General features: G+C 70.3%; 19 protein-coding genes. 15 read left to right on the top strand and 4 right to left on the bottom strand.

From position 1 onward, the window contains the following. Complete coding sequence (locus AC1DX8_RS06895; RefSeq protein ID WP_477629173.1) at positions 1-1110, bottom strand: PLP-dependent cysteine synthase family protein; 1110 nt, start codon at positions 1108-1110, stop codon at positions 1-3. Between the two features lie 81 nt (positions 1111-1191). Continuing rightward, entirely contained in the window at positions 1192-1893 is a 702-nt protein-coding gene (locus AC1DX8_RS06890) for a TetR/AcrR family transcriptional regulator (RefSeq protein WP_477629172.1), read from the bottom strand. 85 nt (positions 1894-1978) lie between these two features. Here AC1DX8_RS06890 and AC1DX8_RS06885 point away from each other — a divergent pair, with 85 nt between their 5' ends. The 7 genes from AC1DX8_RS06885 (at position 1979) to ilvC (ending at position 10933) form a co-directional block, all read left to right on the top strand. After that, on the top strand, positions 1979-2599 hold the full coding sequence (locus AC1DX8_RS06885; protein WP_477629171.1) for a hypothetical protein: 621 nt from the start codon (positions 1979-1981) through the stop codon (positions 2597-2599). Then, positions 2596-4659: a YhgE/Pip family protein gene (locus tag AC1DX8_RS06880; protein WP_477629170.1), complete on the top strand. Its 2064-nt coding sequence runs from the start codon at positions 2596-2598 to the stop codon at positions 4657-4659. The genes AC1DX8_RS06885 and AC1DX8_RS06880 overlap by 4 nt, the downstream gene beginning before the upstream one ends. A 56-nt stretch (positions 4660-4715) precedes the next feature. After that, positions 4716-5240, top strand: a complete 525-nt coding sequence (locus tag AC1DX8_RS06875; RefSeq protein WP_477629169.1) for a SixA phosphatase family protein — start codon at positions 4716-4718, stop codon at positions 5238-5240. 92 nt (positions 5241-5332) lie between these two features. Continuing rightward, a complete protein-coding gene (gene ilvD, locus AC1DX8_RS06870; protein ID WP_477629168.1) occupies positions 5333-7060 on the top strand; it encodes a dihydroxy-acid dehydratase in 1728 nt (575 codons plus the stop codon). 451 nt (positions 7061-7511) lie between these two features. After that, positions 7512-9338: an acetolactate synthase large subunit gene (locus AC1DX8_RS06865; protein ID WP_477629239.1), complete on the top strand. Its 1827-nt coding sequence runs from the start codon at positions 7512-7514 to the stop codon at positions 9336-9338. 5 nt (positions 9339-9343) lie between these two features. Further along, positions 9344-9856: an acetolactate synthase small subunit gene (gene ilvN, locus AC1DX8_RS06860; RefSeq protein WP_477629238.1), complete on the top strand. Its 513-nt coding sequence runs from the start codon at positions 9344-9346 to the stop codon at positions 9854-9856. A gap of 48 nt (positions 9857-9904) precedes the next feature. Next, positions 9905-10933: a ketol-acid reductoisomerase gene (ilvC, locus tag AC1DX8_RS06855; protein ID WP_477629167.1), complete on the top strand. Its 1029-nt coding sequence runs from the start codon at positions 9905-9907 to the stop codon at positions 10931-10933. Positions 10934-11009: 76 nt separating this feature from the next. On the opposite strand, the gene AC1DX8_RS06850 is transcribed toward ilvC, so the two are convergent. Continuing rightward, entirely contained in the window at positions 11010-11498 is a 489-nt protein-coding gene (locus AC1DX8_RS06850; protein WP_477629166.1) for a hypothetical protein, read from the bottom strand. A 151-nt stretch (positions 11499-11649) separates the two neighbouring features. On the opposite strand from AC1DX8_RS06850, the gene serA reads away from it, so the two are divergent. Further along, positions 11650-13236: a phosphoglycerate dehydrogenase gene (serA, locus tag AC1DX8_RS06845; protein WP_477629165.1), complete on the top strand. Its 1587-nt coding sequence runs from the start codon at positions 11650-11652 to the stop codon at positions 13234-13236. A gap of 89 nt (positions 13237-13325) precedes the next feature. Here the strand turns inward: serA and AC1DX8_RS06840 are convergent, their stop codons facing one another. Next, a complete protein-coding gene (locus tag AC1DX8_RS06840) occupies positions 13326-13865 on the bottom strand; it encodes a GNAT family N-acetyltransferase (protein WP_477629164.1) in 540 nt (179 codons plus the stop codon). A gap of 375 nt (positions 13866-14240) precedes the next feature. On the opposite strand from AC1DX8_RS06840, the gene AC1DX8_RS06835 reads away from it, so the two are divergent. The 7 genes from AC1DX8_RS06835 (at position 14241) to AC1DX8_RS06805 (ending at position 22695) form a co-directional block, all read left to right on the top strand. Beyond that, the gene (locus tag AC1DX8_RS06835) at positions 14241-14330 is read left to right on the top strand and encodes a 3-isopropylmalate dehydrogenase (RefSeq protein ID WP_477629163.1); all 90 of its coding nucleotides are present in this window, start codon (positions 14241-14243) and stop codon (positions 14328-14330) included. Positions 14331-14454: 124 nt separating this feature from the next. Then, positions 14455-15522, top strand: a complete 1068-nt coding sequence (locus tag AC1DX8_RS06830; protein WP_477629162.1) for a 3-isopropylmalate dehydrogenase — start codon at positions 14455-14457, stop codon at positions 15520-15522. A 105-nt stretch (positions 15523-15627) separates the two neighbouring features. Then, positions 15628-16737 (top strand): branched-chain amino acid aminotransferase, encoded by a 1110-nt coding sequence (locus tag AC1DX8_RS06825; RefSeq protein WP_477629161.1) that lies wholly within the window; start codon positions 15628-15630, stop codon positions 16735-16737. A gap of 165 nt (positions 16738-16902) precedes the next feature. Next, the gene (locus AC1DX8_RS06820; RefSeq protein ID WP_477629160.1) at positions 16903-18495 is read left to right on the top strand and encodes an amino acid permease; all 1593 of its coding nucleotides are present in this window, start codon (positions 16903-16905) and stop codon (positions 18493-18495) included. Further along, the gene (locus AC1DX8_RS06815; protein ID WP_477629159.1) at positions 18492-19397 is read left to right on the top strand and encodes a phosphotransferase; all 906 of its coding nucleotides are present in this window, start codon (positions 18492-18494) and stop codon (positions 19395-19397) included. Before AC1DX8_RS06820 ends, AC1DX8_RS06815 begins: the two co-directional genes overlap by 4 nt. Beyond that, positions 19394-21868, top strand: coding sequence for a GcvT family protein (locus AC1DX8_RS06810; RefSeq protein ID WP_477629158.1), 2475 nt, complete (start codon positions 19394-19396; stop codon positions 21866-21868). The genes AC1DX8_RS06815 and AC1DX8_RS06810 overlap by 4 nt, the downstream gene beginning before the upstream one ends. A gap of 95 nt (positions 21869-21963) precedes the next feature. Continuing rightward, a complete protein-coding gene (locus AC1DX8_RS06805; RefSeq protein ID WP_477629157.1) occupies positions 21964-22695 on the top strand; it encodes a FadR/GntR family transcriptional regulator in 732 nt (243 codons plus the stop codon). Positions 22696-22733 lie beyond the last annotated feature (38 nt).

Below are 22733 nucleotides of genomic sequence, written 5' to 3'. Positions count from 1 at the left end.
TCAGGCGGTCCAGAGGCCGTCGTCCCAGGCCCGCTCCAGCACGCCGACGTACGGGGTGAGGTCCCAGCCGTGCTCGGCGAGCCAGTCGTCGTTGCGGTAGGTGCCGGCATACCGCTCCGACCCGTCGCACAGCAGCGACACGATGCTGCCGCCCTGTCCACGCTCGGCCATCTCGCAGGCGAGYCGCAGCGCCCCGAAGAGGTTGGTGCCCGTGGAGGCGCCCGCGCGCAGACCGGTGCGTTGGGTGAGGAACCGCATCGCGGCGACCGAGGCGGCATCGGGCACGAGCAGCATGCGGTCGACCACGGTCGGGATGAAGCTCGGCTCCACGCGGGGTCGTCCGATGCCTTCGATGCGCGACCCGCAGGCCGCACTGACTCCTTCGTCGTCACCGCAGAAGCCCGGGAAGAACGCCGAACGCTCGGGGTCGACCACACAGACCTGGCTGCTCAGGCCCCGGTAGCGGACGAACCGCCCGATCGTCGCGCTCGTGCCTCCCGTGCCGGCCCCGACGACGACCCACTGGGGGACCGGGTGCCGCTCCCTGGCCATCTGCTCGAAGATCGACTCCGCGATGTTGTTGTTGCCCCGCCAGTCGGTGGCCCGCTCGGCGAAGGTGAACTGGTCGAGGTAGTGACCCCCGCGCTCCTCGGCCAGCCGCCGTGCCTCGTCGTACACCTCCGAGGCGTCCTCGACGAGGTGGCACTGGCCGCCCTCGCGCTCGATCAGGGCGATCTTCTCCGGGCTCGTGGTGCTGACCATGACGGCGACGAACGGCAGCCCGAGCATGCGCGCGAAGTACGCCTCGGAGACGGCCGTCGACCCGCTCGACGCCTCGATGACGGTGGTGCCCTCGTGCAGCTCGCCGTTGCAGAGGGCGTAGAGGAACAGCGACCTGGCCAGCCGGTGCTTCAGGCTGCCGGTCGGGTGCGTCGACTCGTCCTTGAGGTAGAGGTCGATGTCGGGCAGGCCGGGAATGGGCACGTGCACCAGGTGCGTGTCGGCGCTGCGGTTGGCGTCGGCCTGGATCCGTCGGACGGCCTCGTCGAGCCACGCTCGGTCGGTCGGGGCGGACGTCGTGGCGTCGATCAGGGCGGGCGCCTGTTCCATCGGTCGTTCCTCACTGTGCGAGAGAGGTATGCCGCGGCGGCGGGTGCGCTGCCTCGGGTCACCTCGTCGTGTGGCACGAGGCTAGCGGTCGCCCGGGTCGCCGTCGGCGGGTGTCGAGGAGTCCTTGGGTCGGGTGGTGGCGGCCACCAGGAGGGGGAGGAACTTCCGCTCCAGCGACCCGGCCGGGACGGCGCGGGGTTCCAGGAGGTGCTGGCCGAGCCCCCCTTGGAGCACGATCGTCACCATCCGGACGATGTCGCGGGTCGGCACGGTGGGAGCCAGGCCGTGGGTGTCGGCGATCTGGTCGACGAGGGTGACGAGGCCGCCGCGCAGGCTGCGCTGGAGCGCGGCGTAGGCCGTCCTCGCCCCCGGGTCGCGCAGTGCGTGCAGCGCGAACTCGCTGATCAGGAGGTGCCAGCGACGCCGTTCCTCGGGCTGGCCCGTCCAGATCCGGATCACGCCGTCGAGCAGCTCGTCGAGGTCGAGTCCGGGCTGGGCGGCCAGCTCGGCGACCGCCTCCTGCAGCCTGGTGGCGTGCTGGGCGTAGAGCTCGAGGACGAGCTCGTCCCGGCTGGCGAAGTTGGAGTAGAACGCCCCACGGGTGAACTCGGCGCGCTCGCAGATGTCCTCGACGCTCGCGCCGTGGAAACCACGCTCGGCGAAGACGTCGGCGGCCGCGGTGAGGAGGCGCTGACGGGTTGCCTCACGCCTCGCGGTCCTCCGCGGGTGGGCGGCGCCCCCCGGGGTGGCGGGCGTCACGGTGTGCGCGGTGGCAGGAGGCATGCCCAAAAGAATACACTCTCGTATTGAATACAGATGTGTATCGAGAAGTGGGTCGCCGGTGTGACCCGGGAAACAGGGTGTGGACATGGAGCTCATCGCCGACCAGGTGGCTGTCGCGGGCATGCACGGGCCGCTCCTGCTGCCCACCAGCCTGCGTGCGACCCCGCGCCACGTCACCGTCGTCGCCGGAGACCCGGGCTACGGGCACGTCGCGCTGGCACTCGCGCTGGGGGGCCGCGTGCCGCTGAGCGGGGGTTCGGTGGCCCTCGCCGGATCGAGCGCCGCGACCGACCTGCGTCGTCACGTTGCCCTCGTCGACGTCCCCGACGTGACCGCCCCCGAGGACGCCCTCTCGGTCCGAGCGGTCGTGGCCGAGCAGCTCGCCCTCGCCGGGCGCCCCTCCAGCCGGGCGGCGACGCGGGCCTTCCTGCGCGGCCGCGGTGTYGAGGGCTTCGCCACGGAGCGGTTCGAGGCGCTGCCGCCCCACGAGCGCACCACCCTGCTCATGCAGGTCGCGGCGAGCCGCGCCGCGACGACCGTGCTCGTCATCGCGGCACCCGACCGCTGGGGCGGTGAGCCGGACCGGTGGTGGCGGGCAGCCGTGGATCTCGCGACCCAAGGGCTGACCGTCGTCGTCCAGTGCACCCATGCGACCGCGCGTGACCTCGACCAGCCGATCCACCACGAGCTCGGCGTCGCGGCATGACCGCGATCCGGCTGGCCCTCACTGAGCTGCGCCGCGTCACGGCAGGAAGGCTCCCGCGCGCTGCCCTCATCGCCCTCGTGCTGGTGCCCACGCTCTACGGCGGTCTCTACCTCTACGCCAACAAGGACCCCTACGGCGGTCTCGAGCGGGTGCCGGCCGCGGTGGTCGTCGAGGACGCCGGCACGACTCTCGCCAACGGTGAGGAGCTCGCCGTCGGGGACACGGTGGCCAAGGAGCTCGTCCGCTCCCGCAGCTTCGAGTGGCACCGGGTGTCGCGGTCGGTCGCCGACCAAGGCGTCGACGACGGCACCTACAACTTCGCGCTCGTCGTCCCTCGCGACTTCTCCAGCGCCCTGGCCTCGAGCGCCGAGTTCACGCCGCGCCAGGCCGAGCTCGAGATTGAGACCAACGACGCCAACAACTACCTGTCGCGCACCATCGCCAACCAGCTCGTCGGCCAGGTGACGAAGTCCGTTGCCGCACAGGTGACGTCGACCGCCGCCAACCAGCTCCTCGTGGGTTTCAGCACGATCCACGACAAGGTCGCCGATGCTGCCGATGGCGCAGGCAAGCTGGCCGACGGAGCCGCCCGGGCGTCGGATGGAGCGGATCGGCTCGCCGCCGGTGCAGCGCAGCTCGTGGCAGGCGAGCGGAGGCTCGTGAGCGGCGCCGACGCACTGTCCTCCGGTGCGTCGCAGGCGGCCGTCGGTGCCGACCGCCTGGCAGGGGGTGCGTCCACCCTCCAGGCGGGGTTGTCGACCCTCGACCAGCGCACGGCTTCCCTGCCGGCAGACGCCCGACGGCTGGCGCAGGGGGCGCAGCAGGTCGCCGACGGGAATGCCAGGGTGGCCGCGGCTGGTGACCGGGTGGCCACGGCCACCGACGAGCTCGTGACGGCCATGACGGCGAACGGGGGCGCGTTGGCGGACCGGTTGCGCGCCGCAGGGTTCACCGAGGCGCAGGTGCAGCAGGTGCTCGACGCCGCCGACCGGTTGAGCGCGCCGGTGTCCGACGCCAGCGCCCAGGTCCAGAACTCCTCGAAGCAGCTCGAGCAGCTGTCGGCCGGCGCGGCGCAGGTGGCGGCCGGGGCCGACCGGCTGGCCGACGCAGCCGGGCCGCTGCGGGCCGGCATCCACGACGCATCGGTCGGCAGCGCGACGTTGTCGTCCGGCGCGACGGAGCTCGCCGCAGGTAACCACCGGCTGGCCTCGGGTGCGGCGGAGCTGGCGTCCGGCCAACACTCGGCGCTCGACGGGGCGACCGCGGTGCAGTCGGGCGCGTCGGACCTCGCCACCGGTCTCGACACCCTCGAGTCGGGCGCGGGCCGGCTCCGTGACGGCCTGCGCGAGGGCCTGCGGTCGATCCCCGACCCCAGCGACGACGCCCGCAAGGCCGTCGCGCAGACGTTGGGCAACCCGGTGGGTGTGCAGGGTTCGTCCCTGGCCTCGGCAGCCAGCTACGGCGCCGGCCTGGCCCCGTTCTTCCTCAGCCTCGCCCTGTGGATCGGCGCCTACGTCCTCTTCCTCCTGGTCAAGCCGCTGTCGTCCCGTTCCCTGGCAGCGGGCCAGCCGAGCTGGCGCACCGCCCTGGGGGGCTGGCTCGCGCCGGCGGTCCTCGGGGCGGTCCAGGCCGTTCTCGTGTATGCCGTGGTGCTGCGTGGCGTGGGAATCGCCGCCGCGCACCCGGTCCTGCTCCTCGGGTTCATGCTCGCCGTCTCGATGACCTTCGTGATGATCCTGCACGCCCTCGCGGCCAGGCTCGGGTCTCCCGGCAAGTTCCTCGGGCTGGTCTTCATGGTGCTCCAGCTGGTGAGCGCGGGAGGCACCTTCCCGTGGCAGACCCTGCCCGAGCCGCTGCACCCGGTGCACCACGCGCTGCCGATGACCTACGCCGTGGACGGCATCCGGAGGCTGATGTACGGCGGTTCGATGGGTCACCTGACGATCGACCTCGCGGTGCTGGGGGCCTACCTCGCGGGGGCGTACCTGTTGTCCACCCGGGCCGCTCGGGCGGCTGCCACGTGGTCGGCGCTGCGCATCAAGCCCGAGCTCACCCTGTAGGCGCCGCAGCCCTGCCTGGGCTGGCCGTCCGGGGCCATCAGGGCCATGCTCAGGGTATGACCCTCGCCAGTGATGACAAGGTGCTCATCCTCTTCCGCCACGCCAAGGCGGAGCAGGTCTTCGGCAAGCCCGACCACGACCGCGAGCTGACCGGTCGGGGCGTGCGGGACGCCCGAGCGGCGGGGGCGTGGCTGCACGAGCACGAGCTCGGTCCGGAGCTGGTGCTGTGCTCGTCAGCGACCCGGACGCGCCAGACCTGGGCGGCCGCCGAGGAGGGTGGGGCATGCGGCGAGACGGTGGAGTTCTCGGACAGCATCTACTCCGGTGGCGCCGAGACGGTGCTGCGATCAGTGCGTGAGTCGGGGGGCGAAGCGCAGGTGGTGATGGTGGTCGGCCACAACCCCACGATGGCCCTGCTGGCCAGCGGGCTGTCGGAGGGCGACGGCTCGAGCGCCGCGCACGACTGCCTCGCAGCGGGTTTCCCGACCTCGGCGATCGCCGTCCTGCGCTACGCCGGACCCTGGTCGGGACTGAGGTTCGGCACCGCGGCCCTGGAGCGGTGCCACGTCTCGCGCGGGTGACCGCGCGGCATACCGCTGCTGTGGCCTCGGCGAGCTGGCCGGACAGTGAGACCCGCGTCCCACCCTGTGGACCCGAGTTCTAGACTGCGGCCATGACGACCACCGAGCCCACTGCGGGAGCGACCACGTCCGGCGTCGACATCAAGCCGCGCAGCCGCGACGTGACCGACGGCATCGAGAAGACCGCCGCGCGAGGCATGCTCCGCGCGGTGGGCATGGGTGACGACGACTGGGTCAAACCGCAGGTCGGGGTGGCCAGCTCCTGGAACGAGATCACGCCGTGCAACCTCTCCCTCGACCGACTCGCCAAGGCGGTCAAGGACGGCGTGCACGCCGCCGGTGGCTACCCGCTGGAGTTCGGCACCATCTCGGTCAGCGACGGCATCTCGATGGGCCACGAGGGCATGCACTTCTCGCTGGTGAGCCGCGAGATCATCGCCGACTCCGTCGAGACGGTCATGAACGCGGAGCGGCTCGACGGCTCGGTGCTGCTCGCCGGCTGCGACAAGTCGCTGCCGGGCATGTTGATGGCCGCGGCGCGCCTCGACCTCTCCAGCGTGTTCCTGTATGCCGGGTCGATCCTCCCGGGCATCGCCAAGCTCTCCGACGGCTCCGAGAAGACGGTGACGATCATCGACGCGTTCGAGGCCGTGGGTGCGTGCGCCGCCGGGCTCATGTCGCGAGCTGACGTCGACGCCATCGAGCGGGCGATCTGTCCGGGCGAGGGCGCCTGCGGGGGCATGTACACCGCCAACACGATGGCCTCGGTGGCCGAGGCCATCGGGATGTCGTTGCCCGGCTCGGCGGCTCCGCCTGCGACCGACCGACGACGCGACGGGTTCGCCCGCAAGTCTGGGGAGGCGGTCGTCGAGCTGCTGCGACGCGGCATCACTGCGCGCGACATCATGACGAAGGAGGCGTTCGAGAACGCCATCGCCGTCGTGATGGCCTTCGGTGGCTCGACCAACGCGGTCCTGCACCTGCTCGCCATCGCCAACGAGGCCGAGGTCGACCTGACCCTCGATGACTTCGTCCGGGTCGGCGCGAAGGTGCCGCACCTGGCCGACGTGAAGCCGTTCGGGCAGTACGTCATGACCGACATCGACCGGGTCGGGGGAGTGCCGGTCGTCATGCGGGCCCTGCTCGACGCGGGCCTGCTGCACGGCGACTGCCTCACCGTGACCGGCAAGACGATGGCCGAGAACCTCGCCCACATCGCTCCGCCGGACGTCGACGGCAAGGTCGTCCGCGCGATGGGCCAGCCGATCCACAAGACGGGCGGGATCACGATCCTCAAGGGGACGCTCGCGCCCGAGGGCGCCGTGGTGAAGTCGGCCGGGTTCGACTCCGACGTCTTCGAGGGCACGGCCCGCGTGTTCGACGGCGAACGGGCCGCGATGGATGCGGTCGAGGACGGTTCGCTCAAGGCCGGTGACGTCGTCGTCATCCGGTACGAGGGGCCCAAGGGCGGCCCCGGTATGCGCGAGATGCTCGCCGTGACGGGAGCCATCAAGGGTGCGGGGCTCGGCAAAGACGTGCTGCTCCTCACCGACGGCCGGTTCTCCGGAGGGACGACGGGTCTGTGTGTCGGGCACGTCGCCCCCGAGGCCGTGGACGGTGGGCCGATCGCGTTCGTGCAGGATGGCGACCGGATCACCCTCGACGTCGCGAACGGCGTCCTCGACGTACACGTCGACGAGGCCGAGCTGGCCCGACGGGCCGAGGGCTTCGTGCCGCCCGAGTCGAAGTACCCCCGTGGGGTCCTGGCGAAGTACCGCAAGCTGGTCGGCAGCGCGAGCGGYGGAGCCGTCTGCGGCTGAGGATGACTGCCCGGCTCCCGACTTGTTGCCGTCTGGTCGTCACGGTCCGCCCAAAGCGGGGGTCCCGTGACGACCAGGACGCAACAGGTCGGGGAGACGTGGTCTGTGACTGAGACGACAGGTCCGGATCGTGGGACCGGCTGTCTCGCACGTTGACACCATCAGGGGACGGCGGGAGAGTTCTCGTGTGGCACGAATCCTCGTACTTCACTAGCGCGCCGGCTCCTCGAGCCAGCGCGCTGCCCTCCGTGGTCCTCACCTGAGGACTGGAGGGCTTTTTTGTGAGCAGATTCGGTGTGGACACCCAGTGCGAGCACCCAGCGTGAGCAGACCAGCGTGAGACCCAGCGAGAACCGAAAGCGGTAGTGACGTGAGCGACGCGAAACCGGCACCGAGTCCGGCGCCCAGCCCGGCGACCCCGGCACCCAGCCCGGCGCCCAGCCCGTCCCGGCTGGCCGAGCAGGCGAAGGCGAAGGTGCCCACCGAGGTGACCGGCGCGCAGAGCCTGGTGCTCTCGCTCGAGGCCATGGAGGTCGACACGGTCTTCGGCATCCCCGGCGGGGCGATCCTGCCGGCCTACGACCCGCTGCTCGACTCGGTCAAGGTGCGTCACATCCTCGTCCGCCACGAGCAGGGGGSCGGCCACGCCGCGGAGGGCTACGCCAGCGCCACCGGCAAGGTCGGGGTCTGCATGGCCACCTCGGGCCCCGGCGCCACGAACCTGGTGACGGCGATCGCCGACGCCTACATGGACTCGGTGCCGATCGTCGCCATCACCGGCCAGGTCGCCTCGGCCGCCATCGGCACCGATGCCTTCCAGGAGGCCGACATCCGCGGCATCACGATGCCGATCACCAAGCACAACTACCTCGTCACCGACGCCGCGCAGATCCCGCGCGTCATCGCCGAGGCCTTCCACATCGCCTCCACGGGTCGCCCCGGTCCGGTCCTCGTCGACATCTCCAAGGACGCGCTCCAGGCCAAGACCACCTTCGCGTGGCCGCCGAAGTACGACCTGCCCGGCTACCGGCCCGTCGCGCGCCCGCACAACAAGCAGATCCGTGAGGCCGCCCGGCTCATCGCGGCGGCCCGGCGCCCGGTCTTCTACGTGGGCGGTGGGGTCATCCGCGGCCGCGCCTCCGAGGCCCTGCGCGAGTTCGTCGAGCTGACCCAGATCCCCGTCGTGACCACCCTGATGGCCCGTGGAGCCGTCCCCGACAGCCACCCGCTCCACCTGGGCATGCCGGGCATGCACGGGTCGGTCGCAGCCGTCACGGCCCTGCAGAAGTCCGACCTGCTCATCACGCTCGGCGCGCGGTTCGACGACCGCGTGACCGGCCAGCTGTCGACCTTCGCCCCCGAGGCCAAGGTCATCCACGCCGACATCGACCCGGCCGAGATCTCCAAGAACCGCACCGCCGACGTCCCGATCGTCGGCGACGTGCTCGAGGTGCTGCAGGAGCTCATCAAGGCCGTGGCCGCCGACCACGAGGCGGGCACGAAGGGCGACTACGCCGCCTGGCGCGACCAGACCGCAGGCTGGAAGGCGACCTTCCCGCTCGGCTACACCACGCCGGAGGGTGAGGAGAACGCGGTGTCGCCGCAGCAGGTCATCGAGCGGATCGGGGCCATCAGCGGTCCCGAGTCGATCTACGTCGCCGGGGTCGGCCAGCACCAGATGTGGGCTGCCCAGTTCGTCCAGTACGAGCGCCCGAACGCGTGGCTCAACTCCGGTGGCCTCGGCACGATGGGGTATGCCGTGCCGGCTGCGATGGGCGCGAAGGTCGCCGAGCCCGACCGCGTGGTCTGGGCGATCGACGGCGACGGCTGCTTCCAGATGACCAACCAGGAGCTGGCGACCTGCGTCATCAACAACATCCCGATCAAGGTCGCGATCATCAACAACAGCAGCCTCGGCATGGTGCGCCAGTGGCAGTCGCTGTTCTACGACAAGCGCTACTCCAACACCGACCTGCACACCTCGGTCGGCAGCCGCATCCCTGACTTCGTCAAGCTCGCCGACGCCTACGGCTGTGTCGGCCTGCGCTGCGAGCGGCCGGAGGACATCGACGCCACCATCAAGAAGGCGATGGAGATCAACGACGTCCCGGTCATCGTCGACTTCGTGGTCCACCGCGACGCCATGGTCTGGCCGATGGTCCCGGCGGGCGTGAGCAACGACGCCATCCAGGTCGCCAAGGACACGGCCCCGCAGTGGGACCGCGAAGAGGACGAGGCCACCGAACAGCCCGAGGACGCCGACAAGGACGGGAAGTGATGACGATGAGCAAGCACACCCTGTCGGTGCTCGTCGAGAACAAGCCCGGTGTCCTGGCGCGCATCGCGGCGCTGTTCTCCCGGCGTGGCTTCAACATCGACTCGCTCGCGGTGGGCCCGACCGAGCACCCGGAGATCTCGCGGATGACCGTCGTCGTCGACGTCGACGCCCTCCCGCTGGAGCAGGTGACCAAGCAGCTGAACAAGCTCATCGAGGTGCTCAAGGTCGTCGAGCTCGAAACCACCGCCTCGGTCCAGCGCGAGATCCTGCTGGTCAAGGTGCGGACCGACATCCACAGCCGCAGCCACGTGCTGGAGACGGTGCAGCTGTTCCGTGCCAAGGTGGTCGACGTCGCCAGCGACACCCTGACGATCGAGGTCACCGGCAACCGCGACAAGCTCGCTGCCTTCCTCGAGGTCATCGAGCCGTTCGGCGTCAAGGAGCTCGTCCAGTCAGGGATGGTCGCCATCGGACGCGGCACCCGCTCCATCACCGACCGCGCCATGCGGTCCGCCTGATTTCCACTGAACCCCCCGAGAAGACAGACAACCTAAGGAGTGGCCACCGTGGCCGAGATGTTCTACGACGACGACGCTGACCTGAGCGTGATCCAGGGCAAGAAGGTGGCCGTGATCGGCTACGGCAGCCAGGGCCACGCCCACGCGCTGAACCTGCGCGACTCGGGGGTCGACGTCCGCGTCGGTCTCGCCGAGGGAAGCAAGAGCCGCCCCAAGGCCGAGGCCGAGGGACTCACCGTGAAGTCGGTGGCGGACGCCGTCAAGGAGGCCGACCTCGTCGTCATCCTGACGCCCGACCAGGTGCAGCGGACCGTCTACGCCAACGACATCGCGCCCAACCTCAAGGAGGGCGCTGCGCTGCTGTTCGGGCACGGCTTCAACATCCGCTTCGACTACATCAAGCCCGAGGCCGGGTCCGACGTGATCATGGTGGCACCCAAGGGTCCCGGTCACCTCGTGCGCCGCGAGTTCGTCGATGGTCGTGGCGTGCCGGTGCTCCTGGCTGTCGAGCAGGACGCCTCCGGTGACGCGTGGGCGCTGGCCCAGTCCTACGCCAAGGCCATCGGCGGCCTGCGCGCCGGCGGCATCAAGACCACCTTCACCGAGGAGTGCGAGACCGACCTGTTCGGTGAGCAGGCCGTGCTCTGCGGTGGCGCGTCCCAGCTGGTGCAGTACGGCTTCGAGACGCTGGTGGAAGCCGGCTACCAGCCCGAGGTCGCGTACTTCGAGTGCCTCCACGAGCTCAAGCTGATCGTCGACCTCATGGTCGAGGGCGGCATCGCCAAGCAGCGCTGGTCGGTCTCCGACACGGCCGAGTACGGCGACTACGTCTCCGGACCCCGGGTCATCGACCCGCGCGTCAAGGAGAACATGCAGGCGGTCCTCGCCGACATCAAGAACGGCGCATTCGCCAAGCGGTTCATCGACGACCAGGACGCCGGGGCACCGGAGTTCAAGGCGTTGCGCGAGAAGGGTGCGCAGCACCCGATCGAGGCCACCGGCAAGGAGCTCCGCAAGCTGATGAGTTGGATCAAGGAGACGGACTCCGACTACGTCGAGGGTTCGGCCGCGCGCTGACGCGAGCGAGCACGGCGCCCTGGCGCCGCTGGCGGTGTGCCGGCCGGTCCCCTCTCGGGGCCGGCCGGCACCCTTGTCAGCCGGGGAGGTGCAGGACGAGCTCGGTCGTCTGCGTCACCCGGCCGCCCACGGTGTCGACGACCTTGACCGGCGGGCCCGGGATCGACCGGGCGAACCACAGGGTCGACACCTCCTGGCCGTCCTCCACCGTGTAGCGGAGGCACTCGAGGTGCCCCGCGGGCACGTCCACCGTGTCCTCGTCGATGCGGGTCGCGGTGGCGGGGTAGGACGCGTGGCGCTGCAGCTCCACCCACGTGCACACCCTGTCGCGCAGCGGACCGAGCGGCTCACCCGAGGCGTCGCAGGGGCCGCCACCGAAGCGGACGGCGTCCGTGTCGGCCTCGAGGAACCGGTAGAGGCGGTGGCTGACGGCACCGTCTGCCTCCGTCACCCTCAGCACCCCGACCCTGCCGCTGGGACAGGCGGCCCGGATCTCGTCCGCCGTGAACGGCGTGGGTGCCGTGTCCGGGCCCATGCGGTGCGGGTCGGCCTGGTCAGCGCTCATGGCGACAGATTACGGCCAGCGATGTGATCTGCGTGTCACATGTCGAGCCAAGGCATCCACATGCTGAGCCAAGTCGTATGCTGTGCGGCGGGCACAGCGTGGTGCCGGTACCCCCAAGAGACCATCAGTGACCCACCCGAAGGACTGACCCGTGAGCAAGCCGATCGTGCTGATCGCCGAGGAACTCTCGCCCGCCACCATCGAAGCCCTCGGGCCCGACTTCGAGGTGCGTCACGTCGACGGCGCGTCCCGCGAGGCGCTCCTGCCGGCGCTCGCCGACGTCGACGCCGTCCTGATCCGCTCGGCCACCAAGATGGACCCCGAGGCCATCGCCGCGGCCAAGAACCTCAAGGTCATCGCCCGTGCCGGGGTCGGCCTCGACAACGTCGACGTCCCAGCAGCCACCCGGGCAGGGGTGATGGTCGTCAACGCCCCGACCTCCAACATCACCTCGGCCGCCGAGCTGGCCGTCGGTCTCCTGCTGGCCACGGCGCGCAACATCGCCCCGGCCAACCAGGCGCTCAAGGGCGGTGCGTGGAAGCGCAGCAAGTACGGCGGTGTCGAGCTGCTCGACAAGAAGGTCGGCGTCGTCGGCTTCGGCCGCATCGGCCAGCTGGTCGCGGAGCGGCTCAAGGGCTTCGGCATGGAGATCCTCGCCTACGACCCCTACGTCTCGGCCCAGCGTGCCGGCCAGCTCGGGGCGCAGCTCGTCACCCTCGACGAACTGCTCGCGCAGAGCGACTTCATCACGGTGCACCTGCCCAAGAACCCCGAGACCCTGGGGCTCATCGGCAAGGAGGCGCTCACCAAGGTCAAGCCGAGCGTCCGCATCATCAACGCCGCCCGGGGCGGGATCGTCGACGAGGAGGCCCTGGCCGAGGCGCTGCGCGAGGGCCGGGTGGCCGGCGCGGGCATCGACGTCTTTGCCACCGAGCCCACGACGGAGAGCCCGCTGTTCGAGCACGAGTCGGTCGTCGTGACGCCGCACCTGGGCGCCTCGACCGACGAGGCCCAGGAAAAGGCCGGTGTCTCGGTCGCCAAGTCCGTGCGCCTCGCCCTGGGTGGCGACCTCGTCCCCGACGCAGTCAACGTCTCCGGCGGCGTCGTGCCCGAGGAGGTCCGTCCGGGCATCGCCCTGGTCGAGAAGCTCGGCCGCATCTTCACCTCGCTCGCCGGCTCGGTGCCGGTGCAGCTCGACGTCGACGTGCAGGGTGAGATCACCGCGTACGACGTGTCGATCTGGAAGCTCGCCGCGCTCAAGGGCCTGTTCACCGACGTGACCGAGGACCCGGTGACCTATGTCAACGCGCCCCTGCTCGCCGAGCAGCGTGGTTGCGAGGTGCGCCTGCTCACCGACCCGACGATGCTGGACTTCCGCAACGTCACCACCCTGCGCGGCACCCTCGCCGACGGGTCGACCATCAGCGTCGCAGGCACCCTCACGGGTCCGCGCCTCATCGAGAAGATCGTGGGCGTGAACGGCTTCGACATCGAGGTCCCGCTCACCGAGCACCTCGCCTTCTTCACGTATGTCGACCGGCCGGGCGTGATCGGCACGGTCGGCCGGCTCCTCGGCGACGCCGACGTCAACATCGCCGGCATGCAGGTGGCCCGCAACGAGAAGGGCGGCCAGGCCCTGGTGGCGCTCACCGTCGACAGCCGCATCCCGGCCGACGTGCTCGACGCGATCGTCACCGAGGTGGGCGCCGACGTGAGCGTCGTCGACCTCGCCGACTGAGCGGTTCACCACCCAGCCACCCGGTATGCCGGTGGGTGCCCCTCGCGGGCACCCACCGGCATACCTGTGTGTGGGGGAGGGGTAGGGACTCAGCTGCGGGGTGGCCCGTCGTGGAGGACGAGGTTGAACAGGATGCTGTCGCGCCAGTCGCCGTCCAGGTAGAGGAAGTCGGGGATCCGCCCGACCTCCTCGAAGCCGCACCGGCGCAGGACCGACTGCGACGGGCGGTTCGCCACCATCGTGCTGGCACCCAGCCGGTGCAGGCCGAGGTCGTGACCGCGCTGCACCAGGTGCTCGACCAAGGCCGAGCCCAGGCCGCGTCGCAGGTGGGCCTGGTCGACCCAGTAGCCCAGGTCGGCCCCGAGCATGGCCCCACGCACGATGTTCTGGAGGTTGGCGGCTCCCACCACCTCGGTGTCGTGCCAGAGCAGCCAGCAGTCGAACAGGCCGAGCTCGACCTGGCGCAGCCGGCCCTCCACCACTGCGCGCTGGCCGGCTTCAGTGAAGAACGACTCGGGACGGGAGGGCTCCCAGGGGCGCAGGTGGTCGCGGTTGCGCTCGGCTGCGGCGGCCAGCGAGGCGGCATCGTCGGGGGTGAGGGGACGCAGGGCGTAGCCGTCGGGAAGCACGACGCAACCCTAGGCGGACAACGGGAATCTGGGGGAGCGGCGTGGGGCCACGTCACGCCGTGGGCCCGAGGGGCCAAGTGCACGCGAAACGCCGCGATTGCCCGCACACCATGAGACGCCGGTCACGTCCAGTCATGTCTCACTGCGTGGGAAACGGCTGTCTTTTAGTTGGACGTCCACGTAACCTCGAAGACATGACGCGGCAGGTCGTAATTCTTATTTGCCGCGGCGAGTTCCGGTAGTCAGCCCACTCGCCGCGGAGATCCCGCGTGCGTGGCTGGCAGTGGCACCCCGTTAACCGGCGAGTGCCCGGTGAGACCACCGAGAACCACCCCAAACCGAACCCTGTTGCGACACAGGGAGATCCGTAGAGGAATGATCATCATGAGCGAAGAGGCCGAGAAGGCACGTCAGGCACTGCAGGAGTCGATGGACCTGCGCGAGCAGGGTCACTCCGACGACTGACCAACGCACCACACGCCTCCGCACCGTCGTGGTGCGACGACGAACGGCTCCGAGCACCTGCTCGGAGCCGTTCGTCATGTGAGACACCAGTATCAGATCGCAAGACCGTCTTTAGGCTGGGCACATGGCTTCCGAGAGCACCGGCAACGACACCGTCAACCTCGCCGTCATCGGCGGCGACGGCATCGGTCCGGAGGTCGTCGCCGAGGGCCTGAAGGTCCTCGAGGCCGTGACGGCGGGCACCGGCACCAAGTTCCACGCCACCGACTACGACCTCGGGGCCCGGCGCTGGCACGAGACCGGCGAGACGCTGCCCGACTCGGTCCTGGAGGAGCTCCGCGGCCACGACGCCATCCTGCTCGGCGCGATCGGTGACCCCACGGTGCCCAGCGGTGTGCTCGAGCGCGGGGTGCTGCTTCCGCTCCGGTTCGCCCTCGAGCAGTACGTCAACCTCCGCCCGGCGAAGCTCTACCCCGGGGTGCTGAGCCCCCTCGCGGTCGAGCGGGTCGCGCCCGACGGCATCGACTTCGTCGTCGTCCGCGAGGGCACGGAGGGGCCGTACGTCGGCAACGGCGGCGCGCTGCGCACCGGCACCCCCAACGAGATCGCCACCGAGGTCAGCGTCAACACGAGATTCGGTGTCGAGCGGGTCGTCCGCGACGCCTTCGCCCGCGCGCAGGCCCGCCCCCGCAAGCACCTCACGCTCGTCCACAAGCACAACGTGCTCACCCACGCCGGACACCTCTGGCGCCGCACCGTCGACGAGGTGGGGGCCGAGTTCCCCGAGGTCACGACGGCATACCAGCACGTCGACGCGGCCACGATCTTCCTGGCCACCGACCCCGGACGCTTCGACGTCATCGTCACCGACAACCTCTTCGGCGACATCATCACCGACATCGCGGCCGCGATCGTCGGTGGCATCGGGCTGGCCGCCAGCGCGAACATCAACCCCGAGCGCACGGCGCCCAGCATGTTCGAGCCTGTGCACGGCTCCGCCCCCGACATCGCGGGCCAGGCCAAGGCCGACCCGACCGCGACGATCCTGTCCGTCGGCATGCTCCTCGCGCACCTGGGCCGCTCGGACGAGGCCGCCCGGGTCGAGCGCGCGGTCGAGGCAGACCTGGCCTCCCGCGGCGCCGCGGTACGCAGCACCTCAGAGGTCGGCGACGCGATCGCTTCTCTCCTCTAGAAGACTGGCTGCATCCGACGTCTCCTGCCCGGGTGGTGTGCCGGGCAGGTAATCTCGGCAGGAGGAACCGCACCCCGACCAGGGGTGGATCATCAGGAGGACTCCATGAGCCAGACCACCGCCCCGCTGACCTTCGAGGTCACCCGCCGCAGCGACCCGCGGCCGGACGCGGAGCGTGAGGCGGTACTGGCCAACCCGGGGTTCGGCACCACCTTCACCGACCACATGGTCACCGCCATCTGGCGCAGGGGGGAGGGCTGGAGCGAGGGCAAGGTCGTGCCCTACGGCCCGATCACGCTCATGCCGTCGGCGGCCGTGCTGCACTACGCCCAGGAGATCTTCGAGGGCATGAAGGCGTACCGCCACGAGGACGGGTCGATCTGGACCTTCCGCCCGGAGGCCAACGCCCAGCGCATGATCCGCAGTGCCCGCCGCATGACCCTTCCCGAGCTGCCGGAAGAGGACTTCATCGCCTCGCTGCGTGCGCTCGTGGAGGTCGACCAGGCCTGGGTGCCGTCGGGGACCAGCGGCGAGTCGAGTCTCTACCTGCGACCCTTCATGTACGCCTCCGAGGCCTTCCTCGGGGTGCGCCCCGCGGCCGAGGTCACCTACTCGGTCATCGCCTCACCCGCGGGCGCCTACTTCAGCGGCGGGATCAAGCCGGTGACCCTGTGGCTGTCCACGGACTACGCGCGGGCCGGCGAGGGTGGCACCGGTGCGGCGAAGTGCGGTGGCAACTACGCCTCCAGCCTGGCGGGCCAGCTCGAGGGCATCGAGAACGGGTGCGACCAGGCAGTCTTCCTCGACGCCTCGACGCACACGTACGTGGAGGAGCTCGGGGGCATGAACCTGTTCTTCGTCACGAAGGACAACAGGCTGCTCACCCCCGAGCTCACCGGCTCGATCCTCGAGGGCGTCACGCGGTCGTCGGTACTGGCGCTCGCGAAGGAGATGGGCCTCGAGCCGGAGGAGCGGCGCATCCCCATCCAGGAGTGGAAGGACGGCGCGGCCAGCGGCGACATCGTCGAGATCTTCGCATGTGGCACGGCCGCGGTCATCACGCCCGTCGGCGAGCTGCGGTGGGCCGGCGGCTCGTGCGACCACCGCAACGGCGTCGACTACGGCGAGGTCACCCGGTCGATCCGCGAGCGGCTGCTCGACATCCAGTACGGCCGCACCGAGGACACACACGGCTGGCTGACCCGCCTGGTCTGACCCAGACCGCCTCCCACCTCACCACCCCGCAACCTGAGCGCCCTCCAGGGCGCTCAGGTTGCGGCGTGAGGCGCGTGGCTTTTGGTTTGTGTTCGGACCATTGACAGGGCCAGCCCGCTGGGTGAAGCATTCGCTCACCTTCGTTGCGTGGACTAGGAGCTTGCTGTGTCCGATGTGCGATCACTGTCCGACGACGAGCGACGGCTCGCCGAGCTCGGCTACAAGCAGGAGCTCGACCGCTCCTGGTCCGGCTTCTCGAACTTCGCGATCTCGTTCTCGATCATCTCGATCCTGGCCGGGTGCTTCACGACCTTCGGACAGGGCTTCAACAACGGTGGCCCCGTCGCGATCTCGTGGGGTTGGCCGATCGTGGCAGCGTTCATCCTCCTCATCGGCTTCACCATGTCCGAGCTGGTCTCGGCCTACCCGACCTCGGGTGGCATCTACTGGTGGGCGAGCAAGATGGGCGGCGCGCGAGCCGGGTTCTTCACGGGCTGGCTCAACCTCATCGGCCTCATCGCGGTGACGGCCTCGGTCGCCTACGGCTGTGCCACCTTCCTCGACCTCACCCTGAGCACCTTCTCGAAGGGGTATGCCGACGGCTACTCGCTGAGCCGGGTCTTCTGGCTGTTCCTCGCACTCCTCGTGCTCGCCTCGGTGCTCAACATCTTCAGCGGCCACCTCATGGCGATCATGAACAACGTGTCGGTCTGGTGGCACGTCGTCGGCGCCTCGATCGTCATCCTGATGCTCATCTTCATCCCGGACCACCACCAGAGCTTCTCCTACGTCTTCACCGAGCGGTTCAACAACTCCGGCTACAGCGGTGGCAGCAACAGCTCGCTCAAGTACTGGTTCCTCGTGCTGCCGTTCGGCCTCCTGCTGACGCAGTACACGATCACCGGGTTCGACGCGTCCGCCCACCTGTCCGAGGAGACGGCGTCCGCCTCCAAGGCGGCCGCCAAGGGCATCTGGCAGTCGATCTTCTACTCCGCCATCGGCGGCTGGATCCTGTTGCTGTGCTTCCTCTTCGCCGTCCCCAACGGTGACGACGGCAAGCCCGACAACGCCGGCGTCGGCGGGGGTGGTGTGGCCTACATCTTCACTCACGCCATGGACAGCAAGTGGGCGGGCACCATCCTGCTCATCTCCGCGGTGGGCCAGTTCTTCTGCACCACCTCGTGCATGACCAGCGCCTCCAGGATGACGTTCGCCTTCAGCCGTGACGGAGCGATCCCCGGCTCGCGGCTGTGGTCGAGCCTGTCTGCGAGCAAGGTCCCGGCCAACGCCGTGATGCTCGTGGCCGTGGTGGCCGCGCTGATCACGCTGCCCGCCCTGAAGGAGGTCAACGTCGGCACGGACAAATCGCCGCTGATCGTGCCGGTCGCGTTCTACGCCGTCGTCTCCGTCTCCGTGATCGGCCTCTACCTCGCCTTCCTCATCCCCATCTGGCTGCGCTGGCGGATGGGCGACGCCTTCGTCCCGGGCAGCTGGAACAACGGCGCGAAGTACAAGTGGATGAACATCCTCGCCGTCCTCGAGATCGCCATCATCTCGGTCTACTTCATCCTGCCGTTCGTTCCAGCGGGCGTGCCGTTCAGTGCCGGCTTCGACTGGAAGTTCGTCAACTACGCGCCCATCCTCACCATCGGCTCCCTGATCATCCTGTGGATCTGGTGGCAGGTCTCGGCGCGCAAGTGGTTCAAGGGGCCGAAGCACACCATCGACCAGGCGGTCGTGGAGGCCTTCGGGGAGTGACCTCGGGCCTGACGCTCGACGAGGCGCTCCACAGGCTGCCCGGACTGGACCCGCCCACGGAGGTCACCGAGCTGCCCGGAGGGCTCACCAACCACAACTACCGGGTCCGGACGGCGACGCGCGACGTCGTCGTCCGGATCTCGCCCCCCGGCACCGAGCTGCTCGCGATCGACCGGCACCACGAGTGGCACAACAGCACGGTGGCGGCCGCGGTCGGTGTCGGCGCACCGGTCGTCGACTACCTCCCGGGAGAGGGTGTCCTCGTCGTCGAGTTCCTTCCGGGGCGCACCTACACGGCGGCCGACGTCGCGGCCAACCTCCCCCGGGTCGCCGCAGCCGCGCGGCGGCTGCATGCCGGGCCGCCCTTCGCGTCGCGGTTCGACATGTTCGCGGTGCAGCGCTGCTACCTGCGGATCGTCCGCGAGCGTGGGTATGCCGTGCCTGACGGCTACGACGCGCTGGCGCCGGCGGCTGCACGGGTCGAGGCCGCCCTGACTGCCCACCCTGAGCCGCTCGTGGCGTGTCACAACGACCTGCTGGCCGCCAACATCCTCGACGACGGAGGAGACCTGCGGTTCATCGACTACGAGTACTCCGGGATGAACGAGGCGTCCTTCGAGCTGGGCAACCTGGTCAACGAGTCGCAGCTCGACCACGACCACCTCGTCGAGCTCGTCGAGGCCTACCACGGGACCTGCACCGCGCAGCTGCTCGCGCGCGCCGAGCTGTGGGGCCTGGCCGGACGCTGGGCCTGGACCCTCTGGGGGGCGATCCAGCACGGGGTGTCGGACGTCGACCACGACTTCTGGGACTTCGCGCTGGAGCGCCACGAGCTGGCCCTCCCGTTGATGACGAGCACCCGCCTGGAGGACCTGCTCGACACCGCCGGTGGCCACCCATGAGCGGGGTCCCGGAGCGCGCGCGCGTCGTCGTCATCGGGGGTGGGGTGATCGGCTGCAGCGTCGCCTACCACCTGACCAAACTCGGGTGGACCGACGTCGTGCTCCTCGAGCAGGGCACCCTGTCGTGCGGGACCACGTGGCACGCCGCGGGGCTCGTCGGCCAGCTCAGGGCCAGCGAGGCCGGCACCCGGCTCGTGCAGTACTCCACCGAGCTCTACGCCAGGCTCGAGGAGGAGACCGGGCTGACGACCGGCTACCGCGTCTGCGGAGGCCTCACCGTGGCACGGACGCCCGAGCGCATGGTGCAGCTGCGGCGCACCGTCGCCAGCGCGGCGGCATACGACCTCGAGTGCGAGCTGCTCACCGCCGCCCAGGCGCTCGAACGCTTCCCCCTCATCCAGGTCGACGACCTGCTGGGGGCCATCTGGCTGCCCGGCGACGGGCGGGCCAACCCCACGGACCTGACCCAGTCGCTGGCCAAGGGCGCCCGCACGGGCGGCGCCACGATCCTCGAGCGGGTCCGCGTCACCGGCATCACGACCACGCGGGGGCGCGTCTCGGGGGTGACCACCGACCAGGGTGACATCGAGGCCGAGGTGGTCGTGAACTGTGCTGGACAATGGGCGAAGGCGGTGGGCGCACTGGCGGCAGTGACCGTGCCCTTGCACTCGGCGGAGCACTTCTACGTCGTCACCGACCAGATCGCCGGGGTGCACCGCGACCTCCCGATCCTGCGCGACCCGGACGGCTACACCTATGTGAAGGAGGAGGTCGGGGGTCTGCTGGTCGGTGGCTTCGAGCCGGTGGCGAAGCCCTGGGTGTCGCCCGACCAGATCCCGTACCCGTTCGAGTTCGCGCTGCTCGACGAGGACTGGGAGCACTTCGAGGTGCTCATGGACAGCGCGGTGCACCGCATCCCGGTGCTCGCCGACACGGGAATCCGCAAGTTCTACAACGGCCCCGAGAGCTTCACGCCCGACAACCAGTTCCTCCTCGGGGAGGCGCCCGAGCTGCCCGGGTTCTTCGTCGGCGCGGGGTTCAACTCGGTGGGCATCGCCTCGGCCGGCGGCGCCGGACGCGCGCTCGCCGAGTGGATCGTCGAGGGCGAACCCACGTCAGACCTCATCGGGGTCGACCTCAGGCGGTTCTCTTCGCTTGCCGGGAGCAACGCCTGGCTGCGGGCGCGGGTGGGGGAGGTGCTGGGGCTGCACTACGCCGTGCCGTGGCCGAACCGGGAGCTGGAGTCCGCACGCCCGCAACGCATTTCGCCGGTGCACGACCTCCTGGTCGCCCAAGGCGCCTGCCTCGGCAGCCGCAACGCCTGGGAGCGCGCCAATGTCTTCGCACCACCGGGGGAGGCGCCGGTGCTCGACTACGCGTGGGAGCGCCCGCGCTGGGTGGACTGGTCGGTGGCGGAGCAGCGAGCCACCCGCGAGGCCGTCGCGGTCTTCGACCAGACGTCGTTCTCCAAGTACGTCGTCACCGGACCCGACGCCGTTCGCGCACTGCAGTGGCTGTGCACTGCTGACGTCGACGTCCCCGTGGGCAGGGCGGTCTACACGGGGATGCTCAACCGGCGCGGCACCTACGAGGCCGACCTCACGGTGACCCGCACCTCCGCCACCGACTTCTTCCTCGTCAGCAGCGCCGCGACGACGGTCCGGGACCTCGACTGGATCCGCCGGCACGTGCCGGCGGACGCCCGCGTCGGCGTCGTCGACGTCACCGGCTCGTATGCCGTGTTCGGCGTCATGGGGCCCCGCTCGCGCGAGCTGCTCGAGGCCCTGAGCGACGACCGCTTCGACGACGCTTCGTTCCCGTTCGGCACCAGCCGTGAGGTCGTGGTGGAGACGACGCTCGTGCGCGCGACCCGGATCACCTACGTGGGCGAGCTCGGGTGGGAGCTCTACGTGCCCACCGAGCTGGCCCGGTCGGTCTACCAGGACCTGTTCCGCGCAGGCGCCGCCCTGGGTGTCGTTCCCGCTGGCTACTCCGCGATCGAGTCCATGCGGCTCGAGAAGGGCTACCGCGCCTTCGCCCGTGAGCTCACCACCGAGACCGGCCCGGTGGCGGCGGGGTTGACCTTCGCCTGCAAGCTGCGCGGCGAGGTCGACTTCCTCGGCCGAGCGGCCGTCGAGGCGGCACGGCTCGTCCCGCCGACGCGACGCGTGGTCTCGCTCGTGGTCGGCGACCCCGCGGCATACCTGTGGGGTGGGGAGCTCCTGCTGCGCGACGGTGAGCCTGCCGGACAGGTCACGAGCGCGGCGTGGGGCGCGACCGTGGGGGCCTCCGTCGGCCTGGCCCTGGTCGGTGACCGAGCCTCCGGCGCCGCGACCAAGGACTGGCTCGAGAGCGGCACGTGGTCCGTCGACCTGGCCGGAGAACGGTGGCCGGTGACGGTGTCGCTGCGCGCGCCGTTCGACCCGGAGGGGCGCAAGCTCGGTCGAGACGGGAACGGGACCACCCCATGAGCCACACCACCGCAGGAACAACACGAGGACAGGAACACCTAATGGTCCTATCCCAGACCATTGACGCGGTGAGGCCGCGGGTATTGGATCGGACGGTGAGCGCCCCCCAGCCGAGGATGTCGCTGCCCCACGTCGTCCTCCGGCCGGCGTCGGGCAACGCCTTCGAGGCGACCGTCGAGCAGCTCGCGACGGCCATCCGGCTCGGCGTCTTCACCGACGGCGAGCAGCTGCCGCCGGAGCGCGAGCTGGCCGACCGGCTCGGGGTCAGCCGCAGCACCCTGCGCGAGGCGATCGCGGCCCTGCGCGACTCGGGCCTGGTCACCACCCGGCGGGGTCGCGGGGGCGGCAGCGTCGTGACGTACGCCGGGCTGGAGCCCGGCAGCCGGGCCACCGGTGCGCCGGTGCGGACGGGCGCCGCACTGGCCGATGCGATCGACTTCCGCCGCGTCGTCGAGCCGGGGGCGGCCGCCCTGACCGCCACGCGTGCCCTGGCCGCCGACCAGCGGGCCTGGCTGGTCGAGAGCGCCAAGGCCGCCCGTGAGGCGCCCGACAACGCCGCGCACCGACTGGCCGACAGCCGCTTCCACCTCGCCGTCGCCACGCTCTCGGGCTCCCCGATGCTTATCGAGGCAGTCACGCGCGCCCAGGCGGCCCTCAACGAGCTGCTGTCGGCGATCCCCGTGCTGCCCACCAACATCGCGCACTCCAACGACCAGCACGACGCGGTCGTCCGGGCCATCCTCGACGGCGACGACACCCGCGCCCGTGCGGCCATGGAGGAGCACTGCGACGCCACGGCCGCCCTGTTGAGGGGACTCATCGGATGACCGCCACCCGCACGATGTCCATGCCAGACACCAGGAGA

Source organism: Pedococcus sp. P2_A3, from assembly GCF_056405035.1.
This window is presented reverse-complemented; position numbering and strand designations above follow the sequence as displayed.

Excerpts from the sequence above, each read along its gene's own strand:
- AC1DX8_RS06890 (WP_477629172.1), bottom strand. The coding sequence starts at position 1,893 with ATGCCTCCTGCCACCGCGCACACCGTGACGCCCGCCACCCCGGGGGGC.
- AC1DX8_RS06880 (WP_477629170.1), top strand. The coding sequence starts at position 2,596 with ATGACCGCGATCCGGCTGGCCCTCACTGAGCTGCGCCGCGTCACGGCA.
- AC1DX8_RS06875 (WP_477629169.1), top strand. The coding sequence starts at position 4,716 with ATGACCCTCGCCAGTGATGACAAGGTGCTCATCCTCTTCCGCCACGCC.
- ilvN (WP_477629238.1), top strand. The coding sequence starts at position 9,344 with ATGAGCAAGCACACCCTGTCGGTGCTCGTCGAGAACAAGCCCGGTGTC.
- AC1DX8_RS06850 (WP_477629166.1), bottom strand. The coding sequence starts at position 11,498 with ATGAGCGCTGACCAGGCCGACCCGCACCGCATGGGCCCGGACACGGCA.
- AC1DX8_RS06835 (WP_477629163.1), top strand. The coding sequence starts at position 14,241 with ATGATCATCATGAGCGAAGAGGCCGAGAAGGCACGTCAGGCACTGCAG.
- AC1DX8_RS06830 (WP_477629162.1), top strand. The coding sequence starts at position 14,455 with ATGGCTTCCGAGAGCACCGGCAACGACACCGTCAACCTCGCCGTCATC.
- AC1DX8_RS06825 (WP_477629161.1), top strand. The coding sequence starts at position 15,628 with ATGAGCCAGACCACCGCCCCGCTGACCTTCGAGGTCACCCGCCGCAGC.
- AC1DX8_RS06810 (WP_477629158.1), top strand. The coding sequence starts at position 19,394 with ATGAGCGGGGTCCCGGAGCGCGCGCGCGTCGTCGTCATCGGGGGTGGG.